General features: G+C 68.6%; 1 protein-coding gene. It reads right to left on the reverse strand.

All coding sequences use genetic code 11. From position 1 onward, the window contains the following. On the reverse strand, nt 1–739 hold a 739-nt coding region (locus FL311_RS43370), incomplete at its 3' end, for an ABC transporter ATP-binding protein (RefSeq protein WP_228557484.1). Between the last annotated feature and the right edge of the window lie 200 nt (nt 740–939).

A 939-nucleotide genomic window follows, 5' to 3' on the forward strand; every position in this document is an offset into this window, starting at 1 on the left:
CCCCCGCCACGCGCCCGAGCTGCTCGCTCACCACGGCCTCCTGCAGCCCCGCGCCCGCGCGCGACGTGAGGACGACGGTGACGGTGCCACCCTCGCCCTTGCCCAGGCGCTCCGGCGTGTCGTCCGCCACCAGCCGCCCGTCGTTGATGATGAGCACCCGGTCACACGTGCTCTGCACCTCGCTCAGGATGTGCGTGCTGAGGATGACCGTCTTCTCGCGGCCCAGCTCCTTGATGAGGGAGCGGATCTCCACAATCTGATTCGGGTCCAGGCCCGTGGTCGGCTCATCCAGGATGAGCAGGTCCGGGTCATGCAAGATGGCCTGCGCCAGCCCCACCCGCTGGCGGTAGCCCTTGGACAACTGGTGGATGTCCTTGCCCAGCACCGACGCCAGGCCGCACCGCTCCACCGCGCCGCGAAGCCGCCCCGCCCGCAGCGGCTTCGGGATGCCCCGCACCTCGGCGACGAAGTCCAGGAAGTCCCTGACCATCATCTCCTCGTACAGGGGGTTGTTCTCCGGCAGGTACCCGAGCATCCGCCGCGACGCGACCGGGTCCTCGCGCACGTCCAGCCCGTTCACCCGCGCCGTCCCCGTGGTGGGCGTCACGAAGCCGGCCAGTATCTTCATGGTGGTGGACTTGCCGGCCCCGTTGGGCCCCAGGAACCCCACCACCTGCCCTCGGGGGACCTCGAAGCTCACCCCTCGCAGGGCCTGGGTGGCCCCGTAGGTTTTCGTCAAACCTTCAATCCGGATCATCGGCTGAGTCACGGGCTCACCCCACGAAACGAACGTCGCTCCCGGCTGCACGGCAGCACTTAAAGCAGCCAACAACGCTGTCAACGCGACCTTCCCGACTTTTTCGTGGGCCGCCTCCCCCCGGGAATTTCGACCTGGCTGAAACGCGACGTCCGGACGCCATCACGCCCCTTCCCCCACCC

It is taken from the genome of Myxococcus sp. AB025B, from assembly GCF_006518215.1.
Lineage (GTDB): Bacteria > Myxococcota > Myxococcia > Myxococcales > Myxococcaceae > Myxococcus > Myxococcus fulvus.